This is a genomic window from Mycobacterium sp. UM_Kg1 (assembly GCF_000972925.1).
Classification (GTDB): domain Bacteria; phylum Actinomycetota; class Actinomycetes; order Mycobacteriales; family Mycobacteriaceae; genus Mycobacterium; species Mycobacterium hiberniae.
In genome coordinates this window covers 1-8,367 of sequence record NZ_JRMK01000150.1, presented here as the reverse complement: position 1 = coordinate 8,367, position 8,367 = coordinate 1, and the positions used below count along the sequence as shown (strand labels likewise).

Annotated in this window: 7 protein-coding genes; 4 read left to right on the top strand and 3 right to left on the bottom strand. The window is 67.9% G+C overall.

The genetic code is table 11. The annotated features are described in order from the left end of the window. Positions 1–347: 347 nt before the first annotated feature. Positions 348–1,427, top strand: a complete 1,080-nt coding sequence (locus LI92_RS17830; protein ID WP_046321242.1) for a PE-PPE domain-containing protein — start codon at positions 348–350, stop codon at positions 1,425–1,427. Positions 1,428–1,433: 6 nt separating this feature from the next. Here LI92_RS17830 and LI92_RS17825 read toward each other — a convergent pair whose 3' ends face one another. Together LI92_RS17825 and LI92_RS17820 are read right to left on the bottom strand one after the other, a co-directional pair. Continuing rightward, positions 1,434–1,925, bottom strand: coding sequence for a methylated-DNA--[protein]-cysteine S-methyltransferase (locus LI92_RS17825; RefSeq protein ID WP_046321240.1), 492 nt, complete (start codon positions 1,923–1,925; stop codon positions 1,434–1,436). Beyond that, positions 1,922–3,427, bottom strand: a complete 1,506-nt coding sequence (locus LI92_RS17820) for a DNA-3-methyladenine glycosylase 2 family protein (RefSeq protein ID WP_046321239.1) — start codon at positions 3,425–3,427, stop codon at positions 1,922–1,924. Before LI92_RS17820 ends, LI92_RS17825 begins: the two co-directional genes overlap by 4 nt. A 94-nt stretch (positions 3,428–3,521) precedes the next feature. On the opposite strand from LI92_RS17820, the gene glsA reads away from it, so the two are divergent. Further along, a complete protein-coding gene (glsA, locus tag LI92_RS17815) occupies positions 3,522–4,805 on the top strand; it encodes a glutaminase A (RefSeq protein ID WP_046321237.1) in 1,284 nt (427 codons plus the stop codon). On the opposite strand, the gene LI92_RS17810 is transcribed toward glsA, so the two are convergent. Next, positions 4,802–6,406, bottom strand: a complete 1,605-nt coding sequence (locus LI92_RS17810) for an adenylate/guanylate cyclase domain-containing protein (protein WP_046321244.1) — start codon at positions 6,404–6,406, stop codon at positions 4,802–4,804. The genes glsA and LI92_RS17810 overlap by 4 nt on opposite strands. A 46-nt stretch (positions 6,407–6,452) precedes the next feature. Between LI92_RS17810 and nucS the strand changes: the two genes are divergently transcribed. Next, positions 6,453–7,124, top strand: coding sequence for an endonuclease NucS (gene nucS, locus LI92_RS17805; RefSeq protein ID WP_046321236.1), 672 nt, complete (start codon positions 6,453–6,455; stop codon positions 7,122–7,124). Between the two features lie 44 nt (positions 7,125–7,168). Then, positions 7,169–8,263 carry an NADH:flavin oxidoreductase gene (locus LI92_RS17800; protein WP_046321234.1) on the top strand — a complete coding sequence of 365 codons (1,095 nt, stop codon included), beginning with the start codon at positions 7,169–7,171 and terminating at the stop codon, positions 8,261–8,263. The last annotated feature ends 104 nt before the right edge of the window (positions 8,264–8,367 follow it).

Genomic DNA, 8,367 nt, shown 5'->3' with positions numbered 1-8,367 from the left:
ACTGCCCACACGGGTGGAAAAGTAGGACACCGCCGAACACAACATAAAGCCCTGTGCCCCCCAAGAAATTGGGGGGCACAGGCATTTGTGCATTCGGGCGTATTCACGCGCATTCGCGGGCTTGCGCAACGCGGGAGAATGGCTGCCGAGAATCGACCGGGCCGTCCGGCTGCGACGGGCATCGCCGGCGCAGGCAGACCGACCGGACTGCTGTTGCTGGATACGTCGCGAGGCGATACCTTTAAGCGTTAGCTGAGAAACGTTCCAGGAGGATCTGCGTGCGCGTTAATACTTGTCTGCCGCTCGTCGCGACCCTCGCAGGGGCGAGCTTATTCGCCGGCGCACCGGTGGTGGCGCCGCCCGCCGGCGCGCAGTCCACCGCGGTTTCGTTGACAGGCAACGGCACAGCGCTCGGAGACGGCATCGCCTACATCATGGGCGGCACCGGCATGCCGCAGCCGTCGGACCGCTACCTCGATGCTGTCGACACGCTGTACCTGCAGCCGCACGGATTCGGTGGCGAACTGTTCTCGCTGTGGACCCCGGAGAACGTCAGCTCGACTTCCCAGGCGGTCGGTGGCCAGATCCTCTACAACGCGGTCATGGGCCAGATCAATGGCGGCGAGGTGGATGCTGACAACCCGGTGGTGGTATTCGGGTACTCGCAGAGCGCCTCGATCTCCGTCCGCCTGATGGAGCGGCTCGCCGACGAGGGCGTATCCGACGACTTGGTGCGGTTCGTGCTGATCGGCTCGCCGGGAACCAGCGGCGTGCCCACCGACCTGTATCGCACCGACGTCTACAACTACGAATACGACCCGGTGGCCTTCCAGCCGACCTATTTCAACCCGCTGGCGACCTTGAACGCGGCGTTGGGTTTCATCTACGGCCATTCGGTGCTGTTGAGCGCCACCCCAGAGCAGGTTGCCTCGGCCATCGAACTTCCGACGTCGGACCCGGACTCGCTGGCCAGCTTCTACATGATTACCTCGGACCTGCTGCCGGTGTTGGCCCCGCTGCAGTTGATCCCGTTCATCGGCCAGCCGCTGTATGAGCTGTGGGAGCCGGTCACCCGGATTCTGGTGAACCTCGGCTACGGCAACATCGAGAACGGCTGGCCGCCCGGCGATGTCGATGTGCCGGCGGGCTCGGGACTGTTCCCGAATGTCGACCTCGGTGAGCTGTTCACCGCGCTGGGCAACGGGGTGCAGCAGGGCATCAGCAACGCCATCGCGACGTTGCTGGACCCGGAGAACTACCAGATCATCCCGTTGATCGAGCACCCGTCGCTGGCCGGAGTCATTCAAGAGGGCTACATCGTGGGCGCCATCGACACGCCCACCCCCACGCTGAGTGAAGCGCTGACCGGTCTGGTGGAGTTCTTCCAGGGCTTCACCGACACCACCGAATACCCCATGCCGGATTAAGCCGTCTCAACCGAACAGCGTGGCCTGGCTGCGCTGGCGCTCCAGGTCCAGCAATGCTCTTTTGCGGTCGATGCCGCCGCCGTACCCGGTCAGGCTGCCGGTGCTGCCGATGACACGGTGGCACGGGACGATGATCGACAGTGGATTGCGGCCGTTGGCCAAACCCACTGCACGCGAAGCCGTGGGGGCTCCGATCTGCAGGGCCAGCTGACCGTAGGAGCGGGTCTGGCCGTACGGGATGGTCAGCAGAGCGGTCCAGACGCGGCGCTGGAATTCGGTACCGACCATCTCATATTCCAGGTCGAACTCGGTGCGCTCGCCGGCGAAGTAGTCGGTGAGCTGCTCAACGGCAGCGGCGAACGCGGTGTCGTCGCGGACCCAGCCCGCCCGGTCGGGAGCGTGCGCGTGATCCAGCATCAACAGATGGCGCAGCGTATCGCCGCGTCCTGCCAGCGTGAGCGGGCCCAGCGGGCTGTCGATGATCCGGTAAGTGCTCATGCGATCTCCTTCGCTGCCGGCGGCCAGGCGTTCACGGCATGATCGAGGCCGGCCCATAAGTGCTGGGTGGCATAGGCGCGCCAGGGCCGCCACCGAGCACTGCGTCCGATCAGCGCCTGCGGGCTCTCGGGCAGGCCGTGCCGGCGTGCAGCCGCCTGCACACCGAGGTCGGTGGCGGGGAAGGCGTCGGGGTCGCCGAGCGCCCGCATGGCGATCACCTCCGCGGTCCAGGCCCCGATCCCGGGCAACCTCAGGAGGTCGCGGCGGGCGCGTTCCCAGTCGCAGCCCGGACTCAGACTCAGCGTCCCGTCGGCCAGGTGCGAGACCAGGGCCAGCAGTGCCCGCCGGCGCGTGCGGGGGAGGGCCAGCCGTTCCTGATCCAGGTCGGCGAGGCATTCCGCCGACGGGAAGACGTGGGTCAGTCCACCGTCTGGATCGTGGAGCCGCTGACCGTGCGCCACCACCAGCCGATGGGCGTGGGTTCGTGCCGCCGCGGTCGAGACCTGCTGACCCAGCACCGCCCGCACCGCGAGCTCGGCCTCATCGACGGTCCTCGGGATCCGCTGGCCCGGTGCCTGGGCCACCAGGGGCGCCAGATCGGGGTCGGCCGACAGAACGTCGACGACGGCTTGCGGGTCGGCGTCGAGGTCCAGCAACCGTCGGCAGCGGGTGATCGCGGCGGTCAGATCCCGGAAGTCGTCGAGGGCCAGCTGGCACCGGACATGGTCGGTGGCGGGCCGCAGGCCGGCGACGGCGTTGCCGTGCGGCAAGCGCAGGGTGCGCCGGTAGGCGCCGTCGCGTACCTCCTCGCAGCCGGGAACCGCGCAGGCCGCCAGGTGCGCGAACACTCCCGCGTAGGCGAAGGGGGTGCGTACCGGCAGCCGCAGCGACAGCACTTGCGGGCCCGGTCCCTCGCGGCGGTCCGGGGCGGGCGAACGCGCCGCGGCGGTGCTGCGCAACACCGACGGCGTGGTGGCGCATACGGCGCGGATGGTGTCGTTGAACTGCCGGATGCTGGCGAAACCCGCGGCGAAGGCGACATCGCCCAACGGCAGGTCAGTGGTTTCGATCAAGATGCGGGCGGTCTGGGCGCGCTGCGCTCGGGCCAGCGCCAGAGGACCGGCGCCCACCTCGGCCTGCAATAACCGCTGCAGTTGGCGGGTGGAATAGCCGAGGCGAGCGGCCAGCCCGCCGACGCCCTCCCGGTCGATCGTGCCGTCCGCGATCAACCGCATGGCCCGCCCTACGACGTCGCCGCGGATGTTCCACTCCGGCGATCCCGGTGCCGCGTCCGGCCGGCAGCGCTTGCAGGCGCGGAATCCGGCCCGCTGGGCCGCCGCGGCGGTGGGGTAGAACTGGACATTCGGCGGCAGCGGCGTGCGCGCCGGGCAGCTGGGCCGGCAGTAGATCCCGGTCGAGCGCACCGCGGTGATGAACCAGCCGTCGAAGCGCTCATCCTTGGACTTCACAGCGCGATAGCAGCGGTCGAAGTCGTCGTGCACCGTTCAACCATGACATGCGCCCGCCGCCCGCACTAGCGGAAAAACGACACGACAGTGGCGGGCCGCCGTGTGCCGTGCGGGCTAGCATCGGTGCGTGGCGGCACTGGTACAGCGGTACTTGGACGGGATTCTCGCCGAACATGCCGGGGTGCACGACGGGAACCTGGCGAGCTACATCCCCGAACTCGCGCAGGTCGATCCCGCCAGGTTCGGACTGGCGTTGTCCTCCTCCGACGGCTACGTCTACGAGTCCGGTGACGCCGGGGCGCAGTTCACCATGCAGTCGATTTCCAAGCCGTTCACCTACGCGCTGGCCCTCGACCAGCTCGGCCAGGCCGCCGTCGACGCGCGGATCGGTGTGGAACCGTCCGGTGAGGGCTTCAACAAGATCAGTGTCGATCAGGTCACCAATGTGCCCAAGAACCCGATGATCAACGCCGGTGCGATCGTGGCGTGCTCGCTGATCCCCGGCAAGACCGTCGCCGACCGGTTCGCCGTTGTCCGGGAATTCTTCAGTGCGTGTGCCGGACGCAGCCTGGACTTCGATGACGCCGTCTACGCCTCCGAGCGGGCCAGTGGGAGCCGTAATCGCGGGATCGCTTACCTGCTGGACAGTTTCGGCGCCCTGGGCTCTGATCCCGACGACGCCCTGGACCTCTACATCCGCCAGTGTTCGCTGAAGGTCACCAGTACGGACTTGGCCCGGATGGCGGCGACACTGGCTCGGGCCGGCCTCAACCCGCTGACCGGGCGGCAGGTCACCGGTGCGGAAGTGGTGCGCCGCACGCTGTCGGTCATGGTGACCTGCGGCATGTACGACGCGGCGGGGGAGTGGGTGAGCGCGGTCGGGATGCCGGCCAAGAGCGGGGTGGCCGGCGGCATCGTGGCGGTGCTGCCCGGCCAACTCGGCATCGGTGTCTATTCGCCGCGGATCGATGCCAAGGGCAACAGTGTGCGGGGGATGCTGGTGTGCCGTAGCCTTTCTCGTCAGCTCGGCCTGCATTTTTTGACCGTGAGCAGCGACGCGCACGCGGCCATCCGCGGCGTGTATTCACCGCGCCCGGGAATCCGGGTCTACGAGGTGCACGGCGACCTGTTGTTCGCCGGGGCAGAACAGGTGGCCCGCACGGCGACCCGCGAGTGCGCCGAGTTCGACGTTGCGATCTTCGATGTCTCGCGGCTGCACACGATCAGCGAACCCGCGCGTGGGCTGCTTGCGGGGCTGGCCGAGGAGTTGCGGGCACTGGGCAAGCGGGGCCTGCTGGTCGACCCGGCCCGTTCGGTGACGCCCGACCCGGCGGCCTACACCGGGCAGGTGTTCGCCTCTGTCGAGGAGGCGCTGGCCGAGACCGCGCAGTGGGAGCAACCGCGGGGTTAGAGCAGGCCGGCCAGCACCGTGGGTTCTTCGTAGCCGCGCAACACGATCGAATCACCGACCACCCAATGGGCCTGTTCGCTGATGCTGGCCGCGTACATGGTCTTGGCCGTGGTCAACAGTGGCAGTGGTTGGGCTTTTGCCAACTCGCAGAGCCGGGCGGCCTCGTTGACGGGCTCGCCGATCACGGTGTACTCGAAGCGTTCCTTGGCGCCGACGTTTCCGGCCACCACCTGCCCGGCCGCCACCCCGATTCCCGCCCGGATCTCCGGCACCTCCTCGGCCAGCCGGTACAGGATGCCCCGTGCCGCGGCCAACGCTTCGTCCTCGGGCTGATCGAGGTGGTTCGGTGCGCCGAAGATCGCCAGCGTTGCGTCGCCCTCGAACTTGTTGATCAGTCCGTGGTGGCGGTCGACCTCATCGACCACCACCTCGAAGAAGCGGTTCAGCAGTGCGACCACCTCCGTTGCGGGGCAGGCGGTCACAATCTGGGTCGAACCGACGATGTCGACGAAAACCACTGCGACGTGGCGCTCTTCGCCACCCAGCTGAATCTGGTCGCGCTCGGCGGCCGCGGCGACATCGCGCCCCACGTGGCGGCCGAACAGGTCGCGCACTCGTTCACGCTCCCGCAATCCGTGCACCATCGCGTTGAACCCGCTCTGCAGCTCGCCGAGTTCGGTTCCGTCGAACACCACCAGATCGCCTTGCAGATTACCCTGTTCGACGCGCTGCAGAGCCGCGCGCACCACCCGCACCGGAGTTGCGGTGAGCCAGGCCAGGATCAACATCAGCAGGAAGCCGAATGTGAGCGTGGTCGCCGAGGTGATCAGCACGGCGACGCCCAACTGTTCCAAAGTCAGGTTCTTGAGCACCATCGCAAACAATGCGGCCAAAGCGATGCCCAGGATCGGGACTCCCGAGGTGAGCAACCAGACCATCATGGTCCGGCCCATGATGCCCGAGAGCATGCGTCGTGGCGGTGGTCCGGCGGCCAGCGCCTGGGCGGCCACCGGCCGCAGTGCGAACTCGGTGAACAGGTAGCTGGCGGTGGAGACCAGGGTGCCGCAGACCCACAGGGAGAACCCGATGATGGGAATGAAGACCTTGTCGGCCATCCCGTACAGCACGGTGAACACCACGGTGGCCACTCCCCACGCGGCCAGCACGACCTGTGCCACCCGCCACGGTGTGAGAAAGGCGTTGCGTTCGTCCTCGGGTGTCGGCGGCTGTTCCTCGATGGCCCAGCGCAGCTTCTTGATGGTTTGCCGGGTGACCCCGAAGGTGCCGACGACCAATGCGGTGAGCACATAGCCCGGCGCCAACCCGTACGTCAGCCAGCCCGGGGCGTCCCGGAACACACTGGGCACCGGAAAAGCCACCGTCACCAGGAGAACCTCCACAGCGACACCGGTCAGATTCGTCCCCACGACCACGACCGTCAAGATGAACTGGATGCGAATGCGGCGCAGGTACTGACTTTCCGAAACCCGGCCCAACAGCCACGAGCCGTACTCGGGTGTCTCGGGCAGCCGACCGCTCTGACGGGTGAGCAACTCCAGCACTCGACCCAGCCGCTGCGCGATCGTCTTCGGCTGCTTCATCGTGGCGTAAGAATAGTTGCTCGGCTGGGCCTTTAAGGTGGTTCGGATGCGACTCGTGATCGCCCAGTGCACCGTCGACTACGTCGGCCGGCTCACCGCACACCTGCCGTCCGCCCGGCGACTGCTGCTGCTCAAGGCCGATGGTTCGGTCAGTGTGCACGCCGATGACCGTGCCTATAAGCCGCTGAACTGGATGAGCCCACCGTGCCGGCTCACCGAGGAGACCGACGGCCAGTGCCCGGTCTGGGTGGTGGCGAACAAGACCGGCGACCAGCTGCGGATCACCATCGAGGAGATCGAGCACGACTCCAGCCATGAACTGGGTGTCGACCCCGGCCTGGTCAAGGACGGCGTCGAGGCGCAGTTGCAGGCGTTGCTGGCAGAACATGTCGAGCTGCTCGGCGAGGGCTACTCCTTGGTGCGGCGCGAGTACATGACCGCGATCGGCCCGGTGGACCTGTTGTGCCGCGACGAGAACGGACGGGCGGTCGCCGTCGAGATCAAGCGGCGCGGCGAGATCGACGGCGTGGAACAGCTCACCAGGTACCTGGAACTGCTCAACCGCGACAGCCTGCTGGCACCGGTCAGCGGCGTGTTCGCCGCCCAACAGATCAAGCCACAGGCACGCACGCTGGCCACCGACCGCGGCATCCGCTGCCTGACATTGGATTACGACGCGATGCGCGGCCTGGACAGCGACGAGTACCGGTTGTTCTGAGGCCCGGCGGAATAGTCCGGGCCGCCCGGACGTTTGAGCCCACCGTGGCATTAGACGATCTCTTCCAGCCGCTGACGGTGCGCTCGCTGACGGTGCCCAACCGGTTCGCCATGGCACCGATGACCCGCCAGGCCTCCCCGGACGGCGTTCCGGGCGCCGACGTGGCCGAGTACTACCGGCGGCGGGCCGCGGGCGGTGTCGGGCTGATCATCACCGAGGGCATTCGGCTACCGGACCCGGCTGCGGGATACCCCGCCAGCGTGCCGACGCTCGCGGGCGACGACGTGCTCGCCGGGTGGGCGCGAGTCATCCAGCAAGTCCACGCCGAGGGCGCCACGATCGCTGCGCAGCTGTGGTACCAGGGCGTGGAGCGCCGCGACGACGACGGCGTGCAACCGGTGGGCCCGTCGGGCGTCGACGGGCTCGGGCGGCCCCGCGGCCGCGCGCTGCGGACCGATGAACTCGCCGAGCTCGCGCAGCTCTTTGCCGCCAGTGCCGCCACCGCACGAGACCTCGGCTTCGACGCGGTCGAGGTCCACGGTGCCCACGGATATCTGCTCGATCAATTCCTGTGGGAGCGCACGAATCGGCGAACCGACGGCTACGGCGGCACCCCGGCGGCCCGGACGCGCTTTCCGGCCGAAGTGGTCGCGGCCATTCGCGCGGCGGTGGGCCCGGACTATCCGATCATCTACCGCTTCTCCCAGTGGAAGGGAACCGACTACGCGGCCTCCATCGCCGAGCGCCCAGAACAGCTCCAGGAGCTGCTCATGCCCTTGGTGGACGCCGGCGTCGATGTCCTGCATCCCTCGACGCGGCGACACTACGAACCCGGGTTCCCCGATCACGACCCGCACGTGAGCCTCGCCGGATGGACCAAGAGGCTCACCGGAAAGCCGGTGATCGCGGTGGGATCGGTGGGGCTGGAGACGCAGTTCCGCGCGGAGAAACGCGGCCAGGTGATCCAGCCGGCTCCCATCGACCGGGTGGTCGAACAGTTCGCGGCCGGCGAGTTCGATGTGGTGGCGATCGGACGAGCCCTGCTGACCGAACCGAACTGGGTGAACATGCTGCGCGACGGCCGGCTGGGCGGGTTCGGCGGCTACGACGCCGCAGCCGCCCTGTCAGCACTCGCCTGAGGGCGGGCGCCTGGTCCTAGGTGTTGTGACCTGACACGTTGTTGTCAGGCGGCGAGTCGGGTGATGGGTGGTCTTCCGCCGAGGGCGGAGTGGCCTCGTTGAGT